The sequence below is a fragment of the Methyloversatilis discipulorum genome (genome assembly GCF_000527135.1).
In the GTDB taxonomy this organism is placed as follows: domain Bacteria; phylum Pseudomonadota; class Gammaproteobacteria; order Burkholderiales; family Rhodocyclaceae; genus Methyloversatilis; species Methyloversatilis discipulorum.
Genome location: NZ_AZUP01000001.1, coordinates 3,157,268 through 3,177,704, shown reverse-complemented (window position 1 = coordinate 3,177,704; position 20,437 = coordinate 3,157,268). Strand labels below are relative to the sequence as shown.

Annotated in this window: 24 protein-coding genes; 10 read left to right on the top strand and 14 right to left on the bottom strand. The window is 66.7% G+C overall.

Annotated elements, in window-relative coordinates; genetic code table 11:
- Positions 1 to 4: 4 nt before the first annotated feature.
- From METFAM1_RS0114845 to METFAM1_RS0114835, 3 genes are all read right to left on the bottom strand, one after another.
- Positions 5 to 1,660, bottom strand: coding sequence for an ATP-binding domain-containing protein (locus METFAM1_RS0114845; protein ID WP_019916164.1), 1,656 nt, complete (start codon positions 1,658 to 1,660; stop codon positions 5 to 7).
- Between the two features lie 364 nt (positions 1,661 to 2,024).
- Complete coding sequence (locus tag METFAM1_RS0114840) at positions 2,025 to 2,453, bottom strand: PPC domain-containing DNA-binding protein (protein WP_019916163.1); 429 nt, start codon at positions 2,451 to 2,453, stop codon at positions 2,025 to 2,027.
- An 11-nt stretch (positions 2,454 to 2,464) separates the two neighbouring features.
- A complete protein-coding gene (locus METFAM1_RS0114835) occupies positions 2,465 to 3,037 on the bottom strand; it encodes an NnrU family protein (RefSeq protein WP_019916162.1) in 573 nt (190 codons plus the stop codon).
- Positions 3,038 to 3,180: 143 nt separating this feature from the next.
- On the opposite strand from METFAM1_RS0114835, the gene METFAM1_RS0114830 reads away from it, so the two are divergent.
- The gene (locus METFAM1_RS0114830) at positions 3,181 to 3,567 is read left to right on the top strand and encodes a hypothetical protein (protein WP_232419776.1); all 387 of its coding nucleotides are present in this window, start codon (positions 3,181 to 3,183) and stop codon (positions 3,565 to 3,567) included.
- A 31-nt stretch (positions 3,568 to 3,598) separates the two neighbouring features.
- On the top strand, positions 3,599 to 3,742 hold the full coding sequence (locus tag METFAM1_RS0114825) for an entericidin A/B family lipoprotein (protein ID WP_019916159.1): 144 nt from the start codon (positions 3,599 to 3,601) through the stop codon (positions 3,740 to 3,742).
- 99 nt (positions 3,743 to 3,841) lie between these two features.
- On the opposite strand, the gene METFAM1_RS0114820 is transcribed toward METFAM1_RS0114825, so the two are convergent.
- The 8 genes from METFAM1_RS0114820 to METFAM1_RS0114785 form a co-directional block, all read right to left on the bottom strand.
- The gene (locus tag METFAM1_RS0114820) at positions 3,842 to 4,300 is read right to left on the bottom strand and encodes a cupin domain-containing protein (RefSeq protein ID WP_019916157.1); all 459 of its coding nucleotides are present in this window, start codon (positions 4,298 to 4,300) and stop codon (positions 3,842 to 3,844) included.
- Positions 4,297 to 5,226: a patatin-like phospholipase family protein gene (locus METFAM1_RS0114815; RefSeq protein WP_019916155.1), complete on the bottom strand. Its 930-nt coding sequence runs from the start codon at positions 5,224 to 5,226 to the stop codon at positions 4,297 to 4,299. The genes METFAM1_RS0114820 and METFAM1_RS0114815 overlap by 4 nt, the downstream gene beginning before the upstream one ends.
- Positions 5,227 to 5,258: 32 nt before the next feature.
- Entirely contained in the window at positions 5,259 to 5,762 is a 504-nt protein-coding gene (locus tag METFAM1_RS0114810) for a YgjP-like metallopeptidase domain-containing protein (protein ID WP_019916154.1), read from the bottom strand.
- Entirely contained in the window at positions 5,762 to 6,145 is a 384-nt protein-coding gene (locus tag METFAM1_RS0114805; protein ID WP_019916153.1) for a ribbon-helix-helix domain-containing protein, read from the bottom strand. Before METFAM1_RS0114805 ends, METFAM1_RS0114810 begins: the two co-directional genes overlap by 1 nt.
- A 63-nt stretch (positions 6,146 to 6,208) precedes the next feature.
- Entirely contained in the window at positions 6,209 to 6,787 is a 579-nt protein-coding gene (locus METFAM1_RS0114800) for a DJ-1/PfpI family protein (protein WP_019916152.1), read from the bottom strand.
- Positions 6,788 to 7,087: 300 nt separating this feature from the next.
- Complete coding sequence (locus tag METFAM1_RS0114795) at positions 7,088 to 7,663, bottom strand: YceI family protein (protein ID WP_019916151.1); 576 nt, start codon at positions 7,661 to 7,663, stop codon at positions 7,088 to 7,090.
- A 54-nt stretch (positions 7,664 to 7,717) separates the two neighbouring features.
- Positions 7,718 to 8,299 (bottom strand): YceI family protein, encoded by a 582-nt coding sequence (locus tag METFAM1_RS0114790; protein ID WP_019916150.1) that lies wholly within the window; start codon positions 8,297 to 8,299, stop codon positions 7,718 to 7,720.
- Positions 8,300 to 8,365: 66 nt separating this feature from the next.
- Positions 8,366 to 8,614, bottom strand: a complete 249-nt coding sequence (locus METFAM1_RS0114785) for an accessory factor UbiK family protein (RefSeq protein ID WP_019916149.1) — start codon at positions 8,612 to 8,614, stop codon at positions 8,366 to 8,368.
- Positions 8,615 to 8,986: 372 nt separating this feature from the next.
- Here METFAM1_RS0114785 and METFAM1_RS0114780 point away from each other — a divergent pair, with 372 nt between their 5' ends.
- The 4 genes from METFAM1_RS0114780 to METFAM1_RS0114760 all read left to right on the top strand — a co-directional run bounded on the left by METFAM1_RS0114780 (position 8,987) and on the right by METFAM1_RS0114760 (position 12,553).
- Positions 8,987 to 9,781 carry a TorF family putative porin gene (locus tag METFAM1_RS0114780; RefSeq protein WP_019916148.1) on the top strand — a complete coding sequence of 265 codons (795 nt, stop codon included), beginning with the start codon at positions 8,987 to 8,989 and terminating at the stop codon, positions 9,779 to 9,781.
- Between the two features lie 39 nt (positions 9,782 to 9,820).
- Positions 9,821 to 10,159, top strand: coding sequence for a P-II family nitrogen regulator (glnK, locus tag METFAM1_RS0114775; protein WP_018412627.1), 339 nt, complete (start codon positions 9,821 to 9,823; stop codon positions 10,157 to 10,159).
- Positions 10,160 to 10,172: 13 nt separating this feature from the next.
- The gene (locus tag METFAM1_RS0114770; RefSeq protein WP_019916145.1) at positions 10,173 to 11,603 is read left to right on the top strand and encodes an ammonium transporter; all 1,431 of its coding nucleotides are present in this window, start codon (positions 10,173 to 10,175) and stop codon (positions 11,601 to 11,603) included.
- A 245-nt stretch (positions 11,604 to 11,848) separates the two neighbouring features.
- Entirely contained in the window at positions 11,849 to 12,553 is a 705-nt protein-coding gene (locus METFAM1_RS0114760; protein WP_024300730.1) for a hypothetical protein, read from the top strand.
- Here the strand turns inward: METFAM1_RS0114760 and METFAM1_RS0114755 are convergent, their stop codons facing one another.
- The 3 genes from METFAM1_RS0114755 to ubiB all read right to left on the bottom strand — a co-directional run bounded on the left by METFAM1_RS0114755 (position 12,554) and on the right by ubiB (position 16,439).
- Positions 12,554 to 14,056: a high affinity choline transporter 1 gene (locus METFAM1_RS0114755; RefSeq protein ID WP_019916142.1), complete on the bottom strand. Its 1,503-nt coding sequence runs from the start codon at positions 14,054 to 14,056 to the stop codon at positions 12,554 to 12,556.
- Between the two features lie 103 nt (positions 14,057 to 14,159).
- A complete protein-coding gene (locus tag METFAM1_RS0114750; protein WP_019916141.1) occupies positions 14,160 to 14,768 on the bottom strand; it encodes a hypothetical protein in 609 nt (202 codons plus the stop codon).
- A 141-nt stretch (positions 14,769 to 14,909) separates the two neighbouring features.
- Complete coding sequence (gene ubiB, locus METFAM1_RS0114745) at positions 14,910 to 16,439, bottom strand: ubiquinone biosynthesis regulatory protein kinase UbiB (protein ID WP_019916140.1); 1,530 nt, start codon at positions 16,437 to 16,439, stop codon at positions 14,910 to 14,912.
- A 209-nt stretch (positions 16,440 to 16,648) separates the two neighbouring features.
- Between ubiB and argS the strand changes: the two genes are divergently transcribed.
- Genes argS through METFAM1_RS0114725 form a run of 4 tightly spaced genes read left to right on the top strand, consistent with a single transcriptional unit; the run spans position 16,649 to position 20,428 of the window.
- A complete protein-coding gene (gene argS, locus METFAM1_RS0114740; protein WP_019916139.1) occupies positions 16,649 to 18,391 on the top strand; it encodes an arginine--tRNA ligase in 1,743 nt (580 codons plus the stop codon).
- A complete protein-coding gene (locus METFAM1_RS0114735; protein ID WP_019916138.1) occupies positions 18,392 to 18,961 on the top strand; it encodes an SPOR domain-containing protein in 570 nt (189 codons plus the stop codon).
- A 25-nt stretch (positions 18,962 to 18,986) separates the two neighbouring features.
- Positions 18,987 to 19,628 (top strand): thiol:disulfide interchange protein DsbA/DsbL, encoded by a 642-nt coding sequence (locus METFAM1_RS0114730; RefSeq protein ID WP_019916137.1) that lies wholly within the window; start codon positions 18,987 to 18,989, stop codon positions 19,626 to 19,628.
- A 17-nt stretch (positions 19,629 to 19,645) separates the two neighbouring features.
- Complete coding sequence (locus METFAM1_RS0114725) at positions 19,646 to 20,428, top strand: SDR family oxidoreductase (protein WP_019916136.1); 783 nt, start codon at positions 19,646 to 19,648, stop codon at positions 20,426 to 20,428.
- Positions 20,429 to 20,437: the final 9 nt, after the last annotated feature.

The following is a 20,437-nucleotide window of genomic DNA, read 5'->3' as shown; positions in this document are numbered from 1 at the left end:
GCGCTCACGGATGCGCACCCAGCTTGTCGCGCAGCTGCGCGGCGGCGCGTTCGCTCGCCACCAGCACCAGCTTCATCATCGCCCGCGTGGCGCCGACGAAGAGCTTGCGCAGCGTGCGCTCGTCCAGCGTTTCGAAATCAATTTCGGCGAGGATGACCGCGGGCGCCGACTGCCCCTTGAAGCGGTACACCGATTCGATCAGCACCTCACCGCCCGAATACTCCGGCTGGCCGAGCAGATCGTACTGGCCGGTGAAGCTGCGCAACGCGTTGGCGCCGAGCCGGTCGTGACGCAGCAGTTCCGACTGTTCGCGGCCGCGCCAGCTGATGATGGCGACGTCCTGCGCATGGAAGCCGGCGGCGAAGCACAGCCGGATCGCTTCCTTGACCCGCGTGGTCAGCGGATGGGCCGCGTCGTAGCTGAGCAGCTCGACCTCGTCCGCCTCGAACGGCGACGCCGCCTCGATATGCTCGGCGGCCGGCAGCAGCGCCTGCAGCATGCGCACCACCGGTCGCGGGCTACGGAAATTGCTGTGCGCGCGCAGCGTCACCCAGCCCGGCAGCTCGATAGGCGGGCGCGCATACAGATTCTGCATCGGGTCTTCGAGCCAGATGCGGCGCGCGTCGTCGTCGGCGTGACGCCACAGCTGCTGCGCCCAGTCGGCGGAGAAGTCCTGACCTTCGTCGACGATGATGGAATCGAAGCGCAGGTCGTCCGGTACGTCGAGCTCGCCGGCGCGCGCGATCAGCGCGTCGAAGGCATCCGGCTTCGCGTAGTCCGGCCGCTCGCCGTGCGCCGCGAGCACGCGTTCGCACAGGTGGTGGAAGGTGCAGGCGAGGCCGCCTTCCGGCGCGATGTGCGCGAGATGGTCGGCCAGCGGGCGGTTGAAACAGACGTAGAGCGGGCGGCGGCCTTCGGCGATGGCCGCGCTGTATTCGGCCAGCGCCAGCTGGGTCTTGCCGGAGCCTGCGGTGCCGACCACACGCAGCCGGTAAGGATCGAAATCGAGCGCACGCGCCCACTGCGACAAGCCGCCGGCAACGCGCGTGATGCGCTCGCGCGCGATACCCAGCCGCGCGGCAACGTCCGGCTCCAGCTTGATTTCGTCGCGCAGGAAACGGTGCACCTCGGGCGCGTGCCCGCTGTGCTCGCCCGGCGGCAGGATGGCGCGGATGCGCGGTATCAGCTGGTCGCGCACCGCGGCGTCGACGATGCGTTCCGGTTCGATGCCGGCGGTATGCGCCTGCCGCACGAAGTAATCGGGGCAGTACAGCAGGTATTCGATGCGCGGCGCCGGCCCGCCCAGACGCGCGGCCAGACGCGCCTGCAGCGCAGTGCGCGAGCGGGCGATGCCGACCGCGACATTGCGGTCGCGACCACGCCGGCGCGAACTGAGACCATGCGGGCCTTCTTCAAGAAAGCCGCTGCGCTGCTCGATGGCCAGCAGCTCGCCAGCGGCATTCACCACGACGAAATCGATGTCGCCGTAGATCGAGAAGCCGCCCTCGTCGAGCCGCGTCCAGTGCACGCCGTGATAGACGGTATAGGCCGCGGGCAGCCCGCGCTCGAGCAGCGCCAGTGTCGCCAGTTCGCGTTCGGCCGCGCCACCGGCCTCGCCCGCCGCGAGTTCTCGCCAGCCGTCGGGAATGACTTTCGCCACTGCAGGATCCTGGATCGGAAAGCCGCGAGCTTACACGGCCGGCGCGCTGTTCTTATCCACAACATCTGTGGACAAGATGCATCGCGTCGTCACGACAGCCGCACTGGCAGAGGGTGTCAATAGGGTTGCCTCATTTTTGGGCAGGCAGGCCGAAGCCGGGGGATTCTCCTGCGGCGGCATCGCGCAGCGATGACCACGACATGGATCGAGGCTCGCTGCGTTGCGTCATCCACAGCATCTGTGGACAAAGGTGTGAGCGAAAGATGTATAGACGCCGCAATCGCCCGGCCGGGGCCGGTGTCAACGGTGTTGCCTGTTTTTTAGGCAGCGGTAACGAAATAGTTTTTCGCGCGCTGCGTGGATATCAATCCGGGCCGCGCGCACCGAGCAGTTCGTCGTGGTTCTCGGCCACCATTTCCTCGTAGCCGGTGAGCGGGTCGACCTCGCGCCGGATCTCCCAGCCGCTGGCGATGCCGAGCACCAGTTCCATCGTCGTGCGCACGATGCTGCCGGCAAGCAGATGACCACCGGTCACCTGGCCGTCGGCGTCGGCCACCGACAGGTGCAGATGCGCGCCCTGCGCACTGATCGTCCCGGACAAGGTCAGCAGTTCGCTGTCGCCGTCGATCACCGTCGGGGTGTCGCGCCCGGCCAGCCGCAACATGGCCGGCGACAGGCTGCCGACCGCCGACAGCACGAAGGCGGCACCGAGGTCCTGCCGCTTCGCCCAGGTTTCGAGGCTGCGCCGCAGGTCGTCACCCGGACGCAGGCGCTCGATATGTACGGTCATCATTGCCGTTCTCCTCAGCCGAAGGGCCGCACGCCGATCAGCGGGCCGTGCAGCCAGAACGCGAACGCGGCCCAGCCAGCGATGCCGGCCAGCACCACCTTCAGGTCACCGGCGGCCGAACCGGGCGGCACCGGCAGATGCGCCTCGCGCCGACGCAGCAGCGTGAAGGACAGCACCGCCCACACGAGGAAGCTGCCGAACATGAGCAGGTCGGCCAGCGTGCCGTTGGCCAGCAAATGGGCGAAGGCCCAGATCTTCACCGAAGCCGCCAGCGGCTGGCGCAGCCGGGCGGCGATGCGCGAGCCCGGCAGCAGCGAAGCCGCCAGCAGCACGAATGAAGGCAGCATCAGCAGCGCAGCGGCGTGGCGCGACCACACCGGCGGTATCCACAGCCACACCGGCTCCGCCCGCGCCTCGCCGTAGCCCCAGATCAGCAGCACCAGGCCGACCAGCGAAGCGCCCGAATGCAGCAGGCGCCAGCGCATCGCGCCATGGCGCGCAATCACCCGCTCGCGCAGGCCGGGCGCCACCAGCCGCAATGAGTGCACACCGATCACCAGCAACAACCCCGCAATCAACCAGATCATGTCCGTCCTCCTCGACCAGACGCGAGGGTAACTGAAGCGCGCCTGCCGGATTTGTCCTACACGCGCCCACCGCGACGGATGACAGGCGCACACGCACCTGCTGCCCATACTGGGCTCGTGTCATGCAGACGGAGATAGCCACCATGACGGGACGCATGCTGATGTCGGCACTGGCCGGCGCACTGACCGTGATCGCCCTGCTCGCCGCCTATGAACTGGGGCGCACCGGACGTATCGACGCGTCGCCGTCTGGCGCCGCCGTCGCGCTGTCGGCGCTGGATGGCCGCGAAGTGTTCGACACCGAGGGCGCGACCGTCGGCGTGGTGGAACAGACCATTTCGGCCCGTCACGGCGAGCGCTCCGCCCGTTACGCCATGGTGCGCATTTCGCGCGGCAGTGACGCCGGTCTGCGTCTGGCGGTGCCGGATTACCGGCTGCAGCCGGTCGAGGACGGCCTGATGCTGACGCTGGACGTCGATGAAGAAGGTGACTTCCAGCCGACGGTTGCACAGCTGCGCAACCGCACCTGAATCCCACCACACCGAACGACAGGAGACGACCATGAACAGACTGATCACCCTGATGCTGATGTGCGCCGGCCTCGCGCTGGCGGGCTGCAACACGATCGCCGGCGCCGGCAAGGACATCGAATCCGGTGGCGAGAAGGTTCAGGACACCGCACGCGACGTCCAGCAAAAGATGTAGTCCTGCTGTTGATGCTGTTGAAGTAGCTGCTCCGTTTCACTCCTCCTTGCGCTCGCCCGGTCCGTTCGCGGAACCGGGCGTTTTTTTGTAAACGCGCGGTCAGCGGAGAAGACGAGTGGCGGTCGGTGCGACGCCGGACTCCTGGTACTCGACGTCGCCGTCCTTCGCCCACACCCAGTGCGGCACGCCGGCCGGCGCTTCGTAAATGGCACCGGCCGGCACCGCCACCACGGCGGTCTCGTCGACGCGTTCACCGAAGCCGACGTACAGCGTGCCGCTGAGCACCGTCGTGTAGCGGGTGTCCGGATGAGTGTGCGGCGGGAAGCGGCCGCCTGCCACAAGGCGCACGCGCAGCAGATAAGGGCCGGCCGCCTGTTCGGCGCCGACCAGCCAGGCGGCCCGCAGCGCCGGAACCGCCGGTGGACTGAACCAGCTGGCCTGTTCCGGCAACAGCGGCTGCGGCTGAACCTGTGCCGCAACGAAGCCGCTCAGCACGAAGCCACCAAGCATGGCGGCGGTGAGCGCGATCATCGACGTACGCATGGGCGCGCGTTTCATTGCTGCGCGCGATCGGTGCGGAGCGGCGTGTGAGCGCTGTGCCGGGCGCGCTCGCTCTCGGCCGCATCGAGTGCCGCGGCCGCCAGCCTGCGGCCATAGTCGATCAGCGGCGCAGCCAGATGGAATTCATGGAACTGGCAGGTGTTCTTCGGCACGCTGATGACGACGTCCGGCCAGAACACCGCGAGGTGCTGGCGGGTGATCGCCGCCTGCATGGTTTCGAGCGAGCGCATCAGCACGTCGGACATCGCCAGACCGGTCTCGACCGGTTTCGCATCGCCGTTGCCGCCCGGCAGATAGCCGCGCAGCCGCGCCAGCAGCCCGGGAGACACTTCGGCCGGCAGCTTCTGCAGCGGCGGCGGCTCGACCGATTCGCCATTCAGGTCGACCACGACGGTGAGATCGGTCAGCGTGCGCTGGGTCGGCGCCACCGGCACCGGATTGAGCAGGCCGCCATCGACCAGCGTGCGGCCGCGGTAGGCGTGCGGCGTGAAGATGGACGGCACGGCGAACGAGGCACGCATCGCTTCGAACAGCGGGCCGTCGGTGAACCACACTTCACGCCCGCGTTCGATGTCGACCGCCACCGCGGTGTAGTCCAGCGGCAGGGTTTCGATGTCGCAGTCGCCGATCAGCTCGCGCAGCCTTGTCATCAGCACGGTGCCGCGGATCAGGCCGCCGCCGGAGAAGGTCCAGTCGAGCAGGCGGAACACGTCGGACTGGGCAAGGCCGGTCACCCACTGTTCGTAGGCGTCCAGCCCGCCGGCGGCATGGACGCCACCGACCACCGCGCCCATCGACGAACCGGAAATGGCGCGGATGTCGTAGCCGCGCGCCAGCAGTTCGCGGATGACGCCGATGTGCGCGAGGCCGCGGGCGCCACCGGAACCGAGCACGAGGGATACGGTTTTCTTCAGTTCGCTCATCGGCCGCAGTGTAGCGCCGCGCGGCTCACCGGCTACGCGGACTTGCCGGCGATATCGAGGCAGGTCAGATGCAGCCGCAGGTCGAACTCGTACTGGTGGTAGCGCGGCTCCATGTGCTCGCACAATGCGTAGAAGCTCTTGTCGTGCTCGCGCACCTTGAGGTGGGCCAGTTCATGCACGACGATCATCTTCAGGAACTCCGGCGCGCAGTCGCGGAACAGCGTGGCGACGCGGATTTCCCGCTTGCTCTTGAGCTTCGAACCCTGCACCCGCGAAATCGTGGTCTGCGTGCCGAGCGCCTTCGCCACCAGTCCGAGGCCGCTGTCGTAAGCGACCTTGGCGACCGGCGGCGCGGTGCGCAGGTGGCGGTTCTTCAGTTCGAGCACGTAGTCGTACAGCGCGGAATCGCTGCGTACGTCGTGACGCTCCGGGTAGCGCACGCGCAGGGTTTCGGCCAGCCGGTCCTGCTCGATCAGCGTGCGCACCTGGTCCTGGATGTGGGCCGGATAGGCTGACAGGTACTTCAATGTCGTCATCAGGCGACCTGGTTGGCCGCGGTGCGCGGGCGCTCGGCCGCCAGCACGCGCTCGGCGTCGAGCGACGAGATGGCGATGCGGGTGTCGGCCGGTATCGCACCGGCCAGCTGCAGCGCCATGTAGCGGCCGCAGCACACGCGCAGGAAGGAGGTGAAGTTGGCCGGCAGCAGGTGGGCGCCGTCGCCACCGCCCGCCTCGGCCAGTTCGTCGTACAGCTTGGAGATCAGACGCGGCAGCGTCAGGCCGTCGCGTGCGCCGATCTCTTCCAGCACGTCCCAGAACTGGTTCTCCAGCCGGATGCTGGTGGCGACGCCGCGCAGCCGCAACGAACGGCTGCGCATCACATAAAGTTCGGGGTCGGCGCGAATGAAGATCTGGCACATGGGTGACACCTCCTGCGCCTATTGTAGACAGCGCGGGGCGCGCCGGCGCCCCGCGTCGTTCGCTTATTCGATGCGCGTGCCGAGCACCGTGAGGAACTGCGAGATCCACGCCGGATGCGCCGGCCAGGCGGGCGCGGTGACGAGGTTGCGGTCGGTCACCGCGCCGTCGATGGCGATGTCGGCATAGCGGCCGCCCGCCAGTTCGACCTCGGCGCGGCAGGCCGGGTAGGCCGAGCACAGGCGCCCTTCGAGCACCTTGGCGCCGGCCAGCAGCTGGGCACCGTGGCAGATCGCGGCGATCGGCTTGTCGGCCAGCGCGAAGTGACGGACGATGGCCAGCACCTTGTCGTCCATGCGCAGGTATTCAGGCGCGCGACCGCCCGGGATGACCAGCGCGTCGTAGTCCTCGGCCTTCACCGTATCGAACGTGGCGTTCAGCGTGAAGTTGTGGCCGCGCTTCTCGGAATAGGTCTGCTGACCCTCGAAATCGTGAATCGCGGTAGCGATCTGGTCGCCCGCCTTCTTGTCCGGACACACCGCGTGCACGGTGTGGCCCACGGCCAGCAGCGCCTGGAAAGGCACCATGATTTCGTAGTCCTCAACGAAATCGCCGGCCAGCAACAGGATTTTCTTCGCCTTCATGTCCGTCCTCCTCACGTGGATGCGCGCGGTGCGCGCAGGTCGCTAACGTGCTACGGACGGAAGGGTTCGGGGTGGTATTCGGTTAACACATGCGGGGCGGCGGGCAATGTCTGATCGCCGGCCGGGTCGGGGTCGGAAGACCCCTCCCACAGTACCCCGACCCAAGCGCAGGGCGCATCACCCCTGTGGGAGCGGCCTTGGCCGCGACGTGGCCGCGGCAGTCCGGAGGCTTCGATTCAGGCTGCTGTCGGGGTCAGAGGACTCCTCCCACGGAGCCCCGCGCCGGGTTCCGGCGGCGCCTCAGTCCTTGAACGCCTCGACCGGGATGTTGATCACCACGGTGTCGCCGATGCCCGGCAGGTACTTGGTCATGCCGAATTCCGAGCGCTTGAGCGTGGTCGAGATGTCGGCGCCGCACAGCGCCTTCTTGTTGATCGGGTGGGTGCCGCAGGCAAAGCCCTTCACATCGAGGCGCACCGGCCGGGTCACGCCGAGCAGCGTGAAATCGCCTTCCGCGCCGACCAGCTTGTCGCCTTCGTAGATCAGCTTGGTCGACTTGAAGGTCATGTTCGGAAACTTCTCGACGTTGAAGAAATCCTCGCCGCGCATGTGCTTGTCCCAGGCTTCGAGGCCCATGTCGACGGAGGCGCTGTCGATCGTGACTTCGATGCTGCCGCTCTGCTGCGACGGCACCAGCATGATCTTGCCGGTCACGTTGTTGAAGCGGCCGCGCTGGGTCGAAAAACCGAGATGGTTCACCTCGAACACCGGATAGGTGTGGCGGCTGTCGATGGTGAAGCTGTCGGCGGCCATCGCGCCGGCGGTCATGGACAGGCCGGCGAATGCGCCGAACAGGGCAACAGCGATCTTCTTCATGCAGCAACTCCTTCTTATTGATGTTCAGGTGCGCCCCGGGGCGCGCCCGGAGACTTACTTGCCGGCGACGGCGAGCCGGAAACGGATCTGCACCTCGTCGGCGACCACCGAGGTGTCACCCCAGGCACCGGTACCGACCCCGTAGTCGAGGCGCTTGAGCGGGAAGCTGCCTTCGAGCACCGCACCGGCGCCTTCCGGCTTCAGCGTGAAGGGTGCCGCCACTTCGTGTGTCTTGCCCTTGATGCTCATCTGGCCGCGTACTTCGTACCTGTTGTTGCCCAGCGGCTTGACCGAGGTGGACACGAAGCGCGCGGTCGGAAACTGCTTCACGTCGAACCAGTTCTTGCCCTTCACTTCGTCGTTGGCTTCCGGTCCGCCGGCATCGATCGAGGCCAGTTCGATGTCCAGCGTGGCCTTGCCGGCCTCGGGTTTCGACGGATCGAAATCCAGCGTGGCGGCGAACTTGCGGAAGGTTCCGTCGACCGACACGCCCATCTGCTGCGACACGAAGGCCAACGTACTTTTCTCTGGCAGCACGCGGCTGTAGGTGCCAGCCGCCAGCGCCGGCAAGGCCAGCGCCAGACCTGCGGCGATCACGGTCGACCGGCACGCGGCCGTGAAATTCGGAAACGTCATGAGCTCTCCATATAAGTCGCACATCGTCGTTGATGCGCGGAGGCGGGAAAAATTCCGCGGCGGCGGTCAGCCCTCGCGCTGGGCCATCCTGCTTTCGAGCTCGGCGACGCGCGCCTCCAGCGCTTCGAGCTGGGCGCGGGTGCGGGCCAGCACCTCTTTCTGCACGTCGAATTCCTCGCGCGTGACCAGATCGAGTCGGGAAAACATGGCACTGGCCATCGCCTTGGCGTTCTTTTCCAGATCGCGGGCCGGGCTGGCGGCGATCAGTTCGGAAAAACGGCTGGACAGCTCTTCGAGCATCTTGGGATTGAGCATGGCGACCTCCTGCAGTTAGGAATTCAACGCGGCGCCCCTGCGGGACGCCGACGCGACGTACGTTCGCCGCGCATTGTGCCGGCAAGCAGCAGCCGGCGCGACCATCGCGGCGGCGTCATTCATGACATCGCGGTGCATTTCCGGGCATGCGGGCACCGAATTCGCGCACGGAGTGTAAGGCCATGTATTCACGCACCGACTTGGTGCGAGTCGGATTTGTCGCGCGTGAACTTGGGGCAAGGCCGTTGTATGGATCACGGCATCGCCGTGGGACACGATCGCAAGCCATTGAAATTATTTATGTTTGACTGCTGGCACGGTCCGTGCAATGGAGGCTGAGCAGTTTTCCCTAACATCAAGGAGTGAACACTCATGCAAAAGACTCTGATCGCCGCCGCCCTCGCCAGCGCGCTGGCCGTGCCCGCCTTCTCCGCCCACGCCGAAGAGCCCGCCAGCCCGCACACCTTCACCGGCAACGTCGGTCTGTTCAGCCAGTACGTGTTCCGCGGCATCAGCCAGACCAACGAAGACATCGCACTGCAGGGCGGCTTCGACTACTCGCACGCCAGCGGCTTCTACATCGGCACCTGGGCATCGAACATTTCGTGGCTGAAGGATGCGCCGGCAGGTGTGGATCCCGCCTACTCCAGCTCCAGCATGGAAATCGACGTCTACGGCGGCTACAAGTTCGCAGTAACCGAAGACATCGGCATGGATGTCGGTATCCTGCAATACATCTATCCGGGCGACCGAAACCCCGGCATAACCAAGGCCGACACGACCGAAGTCTATGTTGCCGCCAGCTGGAAGTTCCTGTCGGCCAAGTACTCGTACAGCCTGGGCGACACCTTCGGCGTGAACAACGCCGACGGCACGTGGTATCTGGACCTGCAGGCCAACTACCCGATCACCGACGCGCTGACGCTGAACCTGCACTACGGTATCCAGGAATTCGACGGCTCGAACGCTGGCGTCAAGAACGACTCCTTCGCCTCGTATGAAGACTGGAAGATCGGCCTGTCCTACGCGCTGCCGCAGAGCTTCACTGTCGGCGCCTTCTATACCGACACCAGCATGAACAGCACGGAAAAGGCCTTCTACACCAATCTGAAGGGCAAGTACCTCGGTGACGACCAGTACGTCGTATTCGTTTCCAAGACCTTCTGATTTACACAAACGCTTCGCGGCATCTGCCAGGGGAATGTCATGAAACTAGTCACTGCCATCATCAAGCCGTTCAAGCTTGACGAAGTGCGTGAGGCGCTGTCCGCCATCGGCGTGCAGGGCATCACCGTCACCGAGGTCAAGGGTTTCGGTCGTCAGAAAGGCCACACCGAGCTGTACCGCGGTGCCGAGTACGTCGTCGATTTCCTGCCGAAGGTGAAGATCGAAGCGGCGATCAGCGACGAGCTGGTCGACAGCGTCGTCGAAGCCATCGAAAAATCCGCCAGCACCGGCAAGATCGGCGACGGCAAGATTTTCGTATTCGATCTCGAACAAGTCGTCCGCATTCGCACCGGTGAAACCGGCGTCGATGCGCTTTAAGGGAGAACGGGAGATGAAGCGCTTTTTGAGCATCCTGTGCGCAACGCTGGCCATCGGCCTGGCAGCGCCTGTCATGGCAGAAGACCCCCCGGCAGCGCCGGTCGCGGCCGAAACGGCCGCGCCGGCCGCCGACGCCCCTGCAGCGCCCGAGGCGGCACCGATGGCAGCCGAAGCCGCACCGGCTGAAGCGGCACCGGCAGAAGAAGTGAAGGCCGAAGTCCATAAGGGCGACGTGGCCTGGATGCTGGTATCCACCGTCATCGTGCTGTTCATGGCCCTGCCCGGCTTGGCGCTGTTCTACGGCGGCATGGTGCGCGCAAAGAACATGCTGTCGGTGCTGATGCAGGTGATGGTGGTGTTCTCGCTGATCGGCGTGCTGTGGGTCATCTACGGCTACAGCCTGGCCTTCACCGAGGGCACGCCCTTCATCGGTTCGCTGGACAAGCTCTTCCTGAGCGGTGTCTCGGTCGAATCGCTGGCTGACACCTTCAGCCCGGCGGTCAAGCTGCCCGAGTACGTGTTCATCATGTTCCAGCTGACCTTCGCCGGCATCACCGCCGCGCTGATCGTCGGTTCGTTCGCGGAACGCGCCAAGTTCTCGGCCGTTCTGCTGTTCTCGGTGCTGTGGTTCACCTTCTCCTACATCCCGATCGCCCACATGGTGTGGGGTGCTGGCGGTTACCTGCTGGGTCACGGCGCGCTCGACTTCGCCGGTGGCACGGTGGTGCACATCAACGCCGGTGTCGCCGGTCTGGTGGGTGCCTACATGGTCGGCAAGCGCATCGGCTACGGCAAGGAATCGATGGCCCCGCACTCGCTGGTACTGACCATGGTCGGTGCGTCGATGCTGTGGGTGGGCTGGTTCGGCTTCAACGCCGGTTCCAACCTCGAAGCCAACGCCAACACCGCACTGGCCGCCATCAACACGATGATCGCCGCCGCCGCCGCGACCGTCGCCTGGATCGCCGCCGAAGCCATCTTCAAGGGCAAGCCGTCGATGCTGGGTGCCGCCTCGGGCTCGATCGCCGGTCTGGTCGCCATCACCCCGGCCTGCGGTACCGTCGGCCCGATGGGTGCGCTGGTGATCGGTCTGCTGGCTGGCGTGATCTGCCTGTGGGGCGTGAATGGCCTGAAGCACATGCTCGGTGCCGATGACTCGCTCGACGTGTTCGGCGTGCATGGTGTCGGCGGCATCGTCGGCGCCATCCTGACCGGCGTGTTCACCGCCCCGTCGCTCGGCGGCACCGGTGCCGAAGACTTCGCGATGGGTGCCCAGGTCGGCATCCAGGCGATGAGCGTGGTGATCACCATCGTGTGGTCGGGCGTCGTGTCCTTCATCGCCTACAAGCTGGTCGACATCTTCATCGGCCTGCGTGTGCCGGAAGACGAAGAGCGCGAAGGTCTGGACGTGACCGCCCACGGCGAAACCGCCTACCGCCTCTGATACGAACACTCCTCCAGCAATGGTTCGGGCGCCTTCGGGCGCCCGTTTTTTTTGAGCGTGCGCCCTGTCACCGAAGCCCCGGTTGGCGCGTGCTGCCCGTCGCCAGCCAGGCTGACGCGTTGATCGATCTCGTGCCCGACCCGCGGTTGCGGGTTAGCATCGGGGCCCCTGCCGCCATCGGCGCCGCAGGGGACGGCAACGAGGGCGCCCGCCGAGGCGCCCCGGACTGAACGAGGACACCGCACGTGAACACCTTTGCCCTGCGCAGCATGGCTGCGCTGATCGCCCTGAGCGCGAGCACCTTCGCCGCTGCGCAGGAGGACAGCTTCCCCGCGGAGGAGCGCGCACGGCTGCGCGACCAGGCCGCTGCGCTGAAACAGCAGGCGCGTACGCAACAGGAAGCCGCCCGCATCGCGCGCGACGAAGGCTATGCCGCCTGCTGGCAGCGCACGCTGGTGTCGTCCTGCATCGAGGACACCGACGAGGCCTATCGCCGCAGCCTCGGAGAGGCCCGCAAGCTGGAAATCCAGGCCAGCGACATTGAGCGCGACATGCGCACCCGCGCCGCCGAAGTGCGCCGTGCGGAAAAGCAGCGCGCGGCCGAAGCGCGGCGCGACAAGTCGATCGAAATGAGCGTCAAGACGCGTGAACAGGAGGCGCAGCGGGCGCAGGATGCCGCCGCCCGTGCCGACAAGGACGCCGAAATGGCGACCCAGGCCGCGGCGCGTGAACGCGCTCAGGCCGAGCGCGACGCCGCACAGGCGGCCAAGCGCAAGCGCGAAGACGCGCGGGCCGCCGAGCGCGCCGCCGAACAGCGGCGCAAGGCGGCGAAGATCGACGAACGCGTGCAGAAGCGCGAAGAGCAACGCGCCCGCCGCGAAGCCGAGGCGGCAGCGAAGCAAGCCGCAAAGGACGCCAAGGAAGCGACCGAGGCGGGCGCGAAGCCCTGATCAGTTCGGCGTGTGGTGACTGCCGGGTGCGGCGTGATGCGTACCGGACGCGGCATGGTGATGCAGCATCGCGTGATCCGGTTCGTGCGGCAACCGGTGACCCACCCACTGCGGCAGCAGCGAACCGGCCACCATGCCGACCATGCTGACGGCCAGACCGATCAGCTGCGGCGGTACCAGACTCGCTTCACCGACCAGGATCTCGATCAGCAGCCAGGACATCAGCCCGCCGATGATGGCCGCCAGCGCGCCCTGGGTGGTCGCGCGCTTCCAGAAGGCGCCGAAGAACAGCGGCACGAAGGCGCCGGCCAGCGTCACCTTGTAGGCGTTCTCGACCATGCCGAAGATGCTGGTTTCGGAATTCAGCGCGACCAGCAGCACGACGCTGGCGAAGCCGACGATGGCGCCGCGCATCACGAACAGCAGCTGACGGTCGCTCATGCGCGGGTAGAAGCCCTTCACGATGTTCTCCGCGAAGGTGACCGAGGGGGCCAGCAGCGTCGCCGACGAGCAGCTCATGATGGCCGACAGCACGGCGCCGAAGAACAGGATCTGCGCGATCAGCGGCGTGTGCTGCATCACCAGCGTCGGCAGCACGCGCTGCGAATCCTCCTCGATCAGCGCACCGAAGGTGGCCGGGTCGATCAGCGTCGCCGAGTAGGCGATGAACATCGGCACGAAGCAGAAGCAGAAGTAGATGGTGGCGCCGAGCACCGAGCCGCCGACGGCCACCTTGGCGCTCTTCGCCGAGGTGACGCGCTGGAACACGTCCTGCTGCGGAATCGAACCGAGCATCATGGTTAGCCAGGCACCGATGAAGGTGATCCACAGCCAGGGGTCGGCCGGCGGGAAGAAATCGAGCTTGCCGGCCGCCGATGCGTGCTCGATCACCGGCGCCACGCCGCCGGTCAGGCCGCTGATGATGTACGCGATGTAGAGCAGGCCGCCCATCGACACCGCCATCTGCACGAAGTCGAGAATGGCCACCGAAAACATGCCGCCGAAGGTGGTGTAGGTGAGCACGATGACCGCGCCCAGCACCATGCCCGCCTCCTGGCTCACGGCGCCGTTGGTCACCATGAAGAAGATGAGGCCCATGGCCTTGATCTGCGCCGCCACCCAGCCGAGGTAGGACACGACGATGCACATCGAGGTGATCGCCTCCACCGTGCGGTTGTAGCGCATGCGGTAGTAGTCGCCGACGGTCAGGATGTTCAGCTTGTACAGCTTCGAGGCGAAGAAGAAGCCGGCGATGATGAGGCACATCGACGAGCCGAAGGGGTCGGCGACCACGCCGCCCAGACCTTCGGTGACGAACTGCGCCGACACGCCGAAAACCGCCTCGGCGCCGAACCAGGTGGCGAACACGGTGGCGGTGACCACCGGCAGCGGCAGGCTGCGCCCGGCCACAGCGAAGTCCTTCGCGTTATGAACGTTCTTCGACGCGTACAGGCCGATGCCGACCGACACCATCAGATAGAGGACTACGAACCAGATCAGCATGAACGCCCCGGTGGAACATTGCGCGGCGCGGCACGACGCCGCGCGAGCGCAATGATAACGGCGCGCAAACGCTGATGGGCAAAGGAAAGCGGCTGTTTTTCGATCAGGCCGAAAGTGGATAGGGCGAGGCGGCCGGCAGCGCCGTGTCGGCCACCATTTCGAGCACCACACGCCCTTCGACCCGCAGGCCGGACAGGTGGATGTGCAGGTGGGTGACCAGCGCGTTCTGCAGCGATTCGTCGACGCCGAAGCCGCAGTCACGCGACGACAGCGCGACGCGCGGTTGCGTTGCTTCGACCTTCCAGCCGAAGGCGCCGGCGAGGCCGCCGCTGCAGGCATCGATGACGATGCTGCCGGCTTCGGCCAGCGCGTCCTGCTCGAGTTCGGTCAGTTCGTCGGAGACGTCGGCCAGACCGAGCATGCGCCGCACGATGAGCAGCGCGCCCTCCTCCGGCAGCGCCAGCAGCGCTTCGGCCGCCTGGCCGTCGGCGGTGCGCATGCGCTGCGCGACCACGCACAGGCGGCCGCCGCTGAACTCGTCGAGCGCGCACAAGCTGCGCTGCAGCGACTCGCGGTCCGCCAGCGCGACATGCGACACCGACATGCCGACGCGTTCGGACACGATCTGCGAAAAGGTCATCGCCGCGCCGCGTACCGAGCGGGTCATCGACCCGGCCAGCGCGCCGAGGCGTGTGGGGTGCGTCGGCGTCATCGCGCGTCCTCCCGGTGGGACGCCGTGCAGCCGTGATGCGTATCTACCGTGGTCGTTTTCATCGTTGTGATCTCGCGGCATGAAGGATCACTAACGACGGCTGGGGCGCCGACTTGAGGGCGCCCTTTCGGGCGTTTTTCCCTACAGGCCGGCGGCGATGCGCCAGATTTCGAGGCCGATCAGCACGGCGACCAGTGCGCTCAGTATGCGCAGCCAGCGCAGCTGGCGACGGCTGCGTCGCTCGATGATGATGGGGTCATGCAGCGCATCGTGCGCAGCGGCCTGACTCAGCACGCGGTGCGCCAGTCGGGGCAGCTCGGGCATGGTCAGCGCCCAGCCCGGCGCCTCTTCGACCAGCTTGCGGCGCAGCGCGCGCCAGCCCATCTGTTCGCTCATCCAGCGTTCGAGGAAGGGCTTGGCGGTCTTCCACAGATCCAGTTCCGGATCGAGCTGCCGGCCCAGGCCTTCGATGTTGAGCAGCGTCTTCTGCAGCATCACCAGCTGCGGCTGGATTTCGACGTTGAAGCGGCGCGACACCTGGAACAGGCGCAGCAGCGTGCGGCCGAACTCGATTTCCTTCAGCGGCTTGTCGAAGATGGGTTCGCAGACGGCGCGGATCGACGCTTCGAATTCATCGACCCGGGTACCGCGCGGCACCCAGCCGGCGTCGACGTGGGCCTGCGCGACGCGCTTGTAGTCGCGCTGGAAGAAGGCGAGGAAGTTCTGCGCCAGGTAGTTCTTGTCGACGTCGGTCAGCGTGCCCATGATGCCGAAGTCGAGCGCGATGTACTGGCCGTCCGGCGCGACGAAGATGTTGCCCGGGTGCATGTCGGCATGGAAGAAGCCGTCGCGGAACACCTGGGTGAAGAAGATTTCGACGCCGGCGCGCGACAGCGCAGCCATGTCCACGCCTTGGGCGCGCAAGGCATGGACCTGCGAGATCGGCAGGCCGTACATGCGCTGCATCACCATGGCGCCGGGACCGCAGTAGTCCCAGTACACCTCGGGCACCGCGAGCAGCGGCGAATCGCGGAAGTTGCGGCGCAGCTGCGAACAGTTCGACGCCTCGCGCATCAGGTCCAGCTCGTCGCCGAGATGCTTGGAAAACTCCGCCACCACCTCGCGCGCCTTCAGCCGGCGGCCTTCCGACCACACGCGTTCGAGCAGCGTGGCGGCGGTTTCCATCAGCGCGATGTCGTTGGCGATGACGTGCTCGATGCCCGGTCGCAGCACCTTGACCGCCACGTCCTCGCCGGTCGGCAGCACCGCGAAGTGCACCTGGGCGACCGAGGCGGAGGCCACCGGCTGTGTTTCGAAGCTGCGGAAAACCTGCGCCAGCGGCTTGCCGTAGAAGGCTTCGAGGCGGGCGATCGCCTGCTCCGACGGGAAGGGCGGCACGCGGTCCTGCAGCTTGGCCAGCTCGTCGGCCAGATCGGGCGGCAGCAGGTCACGCCGCGTAGAGAGCATCTGGCCGAACTTGACGAAGATCGGGCCGAGCGCCTCCAGCGCCTGGCGCAGACGGACCGCCCGCGGCGCGTCGAAGCGGCGGCCGAGCCGGGTGACGCGCAGCAGACCGGCGAAGCGCAGCTTGCTGCCGGCGTCGATCAGCATCTGGTCGAGCCCGAAACGCAGGCTGACGGTGACGATCTTGAGCAGTCGCAACCAGCGCATCGGTTCAGCCCTTCACCGCGGGCAGCGGATCGGCAGGGGTCGGACGGGCGGCGTGAAACGTCATGTTGCTCAATTCGGCAGCGGCGCGGGAGCGCGCACTGTACAAGAAGGCCTGCCGCCCCGGAAGCCGCGCGCGGCGGGCCTCCACGGGCTCGCGTTATACTTCGCGGTCTTCAAATGCTTCTGCGCTTCGCGCCCTCGTTCCATTCATGACCCCCGAACTGCGCCAGGAACTGACCCGTCTGCTGCATGCCTCGCTCGCCAGCGTGGCACCTGACCTCGCCGCGCCCGACATCATTCTCGATCGCCCGAAGCAGGCCGCGCACGGCGATCTCGCCTGCAACGTCGCACTGCAGCTGGCCAAGGCGCTGAAGCAGAACCCGCGCGTGATCGCCGAACGCATCGTGCGCGAACTGCCGCCGTCCACCGTGATCGAGCGCGCCGAGGTGGCGGGTGCCGGCTTCATCAACTTCTTCTTCAGCGCCTCGGTGAAGCAGGCCATCGTCGGCCGCATCCTCGCCGAACGCGAACGCTACGGCCGCTCGGACAGCGGCGCCGGCCGGAAGGTGCAGATCGAATTCGTGTCGGCCAATCCGACCGGCCCGCTGCACGTCGGCCACGGCCGCGGCGCAGCCTACGGCTCGGCGCTGTCGAATCTGCTGGAAGCGGCCGGCTATGCGGTCACCCGCGAGTTCTACGTGAACGACGCTGGCCGTCAGATGGACATCCTGGCCGTGTCGGTATGGCTGCGCTACCTCGAAACCCAGGGCACGGCGGTCAAGTTCCCGGCCGACGGTTACCGCGGCGACTACGTGCGCGACATCGGCTCCGAACTGTTCGTGCAACAGGGCACCCGCCTGAACCGCCACACGGCCGACCTGCCCGACGCCTCGGTACCGGGCGACACCGCCGACGCCATGCTCGACGCGCTGATCGCCGCCGCCAAGAAGACGCTCGGCGACGACTGGTGGACGGTGCACCGCTTCGCGCTCGACGCGATGCTGGCCGACCAGCGCAACGACCTCGGCGAATTCCGCGTGCACTACGACGTCTGGTACTCGGAGCAGTCGCTGCACACCAACGGTGCGGTCGATCGCGCGGTGAAGCGCCTGCAGGACGCCGGCCACATCTACGAACAGGACGGCGCATTGTGGTTCCGCTCCACCCATTTCGGTGACGAGAAGGACCGCGTGGTCCGCCGCGACAACGGCGCGTACACCTATTTCGCGTCCGACATCGCCTATCACGCCGAGAAATTCGCCCGCGGTTTCGATCTGGTGATCGACGTCTGGGGCGCCGATCATCACGGTTACATCCCGCGCGTGAAGGGCGCACTGGCCGCACTCGGCGAGAATCCGGACAAGCTGGAGATCGCGCTGGTGCAGTTCGCCGTGCTCTATCGCGGTGGCGAAAAGGCGGCCATGGGCAAGCGCTCGGGCGACTTCGTCACGCTGCGCGACCTGCGCGCGGAAGTCGGCAACGACGCCGCCCGTTTCTTCTACGTGCTGCGCAAAAGCGACCAGCACCTCGATTTCGACCTCGATCTGGCCAAGTCCGAATCGAACGACAACCCGGTCTATTACATCCAGTACGCGCACGCGCGCATCTGTTCGGTCATCCGCGAGGCGGTCGCCAACCATGCGCTCGACCTGTCCTTGCTGCAGGGCGTGCCGGTGGACAGTCTGTCCGGCGAGAAGGAACTGCTGCTGGCACAGCGCCTGGCCGAATTCCCGGACGTGATCACTGCGGCGGTGGCCGACCGCGCGCCGCACTCGGTCGCCTTCTACCTGCGCGACGTGGCGTCCGATTTCCACGCCTTCTACAACGCCTCGCGCATGCTGGTCGACGATCTGGCCGTGCGCGAAGCCCGCCTCGCACTGGCAGCGGCCACCCGGCAGGTCATCGCCAACGGCCTCGCCCTGCTCGGCGTGTCCGCTCCGGAAACCATGTAAATGGCCAAGGCCCCAGCGAAGAAATCATCTGCACGCAAGAGCCGCGGCGGCACCGTGGTCGGCATCTTCATCGGCCTGGTGCTCGGTGTGGTGCTGAGCGCCGGCGTCATGTGGTACATCAACGGCTCTTCGCTGCCGCTGCAGGTCCGCGGCAGCGCGCCGCCGCCGGCGCAGCCCCCGGCCGAGCCGGCCGCACTGCCGGGCAAGCCTGGCGACAAGGCCCCAGCGAAGCCACGCTTCGACTTCTACGAAACGCTGCCCGGCAACACGCCGGCGCCACCCACCGCGCCGGAAGCGAAGCCGGCTGCTGCCGCGGAGCAGCCAGCGGCCGCCCAGCCGCCGGCCTCGCTGCTGCTGCAGGCCGGAGCATTCTCGTCGGAAGAAGAAGCGGACAACCTGCGCGCCCGTCTTGCGTTGATCGGTCTGGAATCTTCGGTGCAGAAAGGTACCGTGCCCGGCAAGGGCACGCTGTACCGGGTGCGCTTGGGCCCCTTCGCCAACGCGGAAGACATGCAGCGCGTACGCGCTGACCTTGCACAGAACGGAATCGACGCCTCGATTGTCCGATGACGTCGATTCAGAATAAGGAGACAGCATGAAATTCGGATTCAAAGCCCTTGCCGCGCTGGCCGTCGCCGGCTTCATGTCCATCGGCACCGCCACCGCCGCGCCGCTGACCGACAAGGACTACCGTGAAATCAAGCCGGCGCAGTCCACCGAGCCGGGCAACAAGGTCGAAGTGATCGAGTTCTTCTGGTACGGCTGCCCGCACTGCTTCGACCTCGAGCCGACGCTGAAGAAGTGGCTGACCAAGCTGCCGGCCGACGTCACCTTCAAGCGCGTACCGGCGATCTTCCGCCAGTCGTGGGTGGCCGGCGCGCAGACCTACTACACGCTGGAAACCATGGGCGAGCTGGATCGCATGCACGGCAAGGTGTTCGACGCCATCCACGTCGAACGTCAGGCCTTCAATGACATCGGCACCATTGCGACCTGGATGGGCAAGAACGGCATCGACGGCAAGAAGTTCGAAGACACCGCCAAGTCCTTCGCCGTGTCCGGCAAGGTGCAGCGTGCGCAGCAGATGAGCGCCGCCTACCAGCTGACCGGCGTGCCGGCGCTGGTGGTCGATGGCAAGTACATCGCGCTGGGCAACACCTTCGACGGCATGCTCGCCAACCTCGACGCGCTGATCGAGCGCGCCCGCGCCGAGCGCGCTGCTGCCGGCAAGAAGTGAAACCGGACGTTTCGACGATGACGACGGGTGCCCGCGCGGCACCCGTTGTTTTTTTGACCGGCGCATCGACCGGCATCGGCGAGGCGCTGGCGCGCCATTACGCGGCACAGGGCGCCACACTCGGTCTGGTCGCGCGCCGCGCTGAGCTGCTCGAAAAGGTGACGGCCAGCCTGCCGGGCCAGCACCTTCATTACACCGCCGACGTGCGCGACACCGACGCGCTGCGCGCCGCGGCCGAAGATTTCATCGCCCGCGTCGGCGTGCCCGACATCGTCATCGGCAACGCCGGCGTATCGGTCGGCACGCTGACCGGCGAGCAGGAAGACCTGCCGGCCTTCGAAGCGGTATTCGACATCAATGTGCTGGGGCTGGTGCGCACCTTCGCGCCCTTCGTGAAGCCGATGCAGGCGCGCGGCTCGGGCACGCTGGTCGGCGTCGCCTCGGTCGCCGGCATCCGCGGTCTGCCCGGTGCCGGCGCCTACAGCGCATCGAAGGCGGCGGCGATCAGCTACCTGGAAAGCCTGCGCGTCGAACTGCGCGGCAGCGGCGTGCGGGTGAAGACGCTGTGCCCCGGCTACATCGACACGCCGATGACCGAGAAGAACCCCTACCCGATGCCCTTCATGCTCGAAGCGGCCGACGCCGCCGAACGCTTCGGCCGCTTCATCGACGGCCCGCGCAGCTACGCCGTCATCCCGTGGCAGATGGGCATCGTCGCCAAGTTGATGCGGCTGCTGCCCAATGCGGTGTATGACGCGCTCGCGGCGAAGTCGGGGCGCAAGCCGCGCGGCACGCTGTAGGGCTGATTC